Consider the following 259-nt stretch of genomic DNA (forward strand, 5'->3'; position numbering starts at 1 on the left):
TGCTGCCCATTCCCCTAAATCGATGAGCTGGCAACGTTTGGAGCAAAAAGGCCGGTACGGACTGACTTCTCCCCATACAACGTCGGCCTGGCAGGTAGGGCATTGGACTATCGTGGGTGTTCTTTGTTGCGACACGGGAACCTCAGCAAATCGCTAGTGTGAATTCAATTCTTTCGCTAACCGGATTATTCGTCGTGCTCTGCCCCTCATCAAAGGGCATGAATCGGATGGCAAACCGGCTACGGTGACCGGATATCAT

General features: G+C 52.5%; 1 protein-coding gene. It reads right to left on the bottom strand.

Features of this window, described 5'->3' with window-relative positions; all coding sequences use genetic code 11:
* The coding region (gene yacG / locus R0J87_RS22005) for a DNA gyrase inhibitor YacG (protein WP_498888974.1) at positions 1–135 on the bottom strand (135 nt) is incomplete at its 3' end.
* Positions 136–259: the final 124 nt, after the last annotated feature.

Source organism: Halomonas sp. SIMBA_159 (assembly GCF_046536035.1).
GTDB lineage: Bacteria > Pseudomonadota > Gammaproteobacteria > Pseudomonadales > Halomonadaceae > Vreelandella > Vreelandella venusta_A.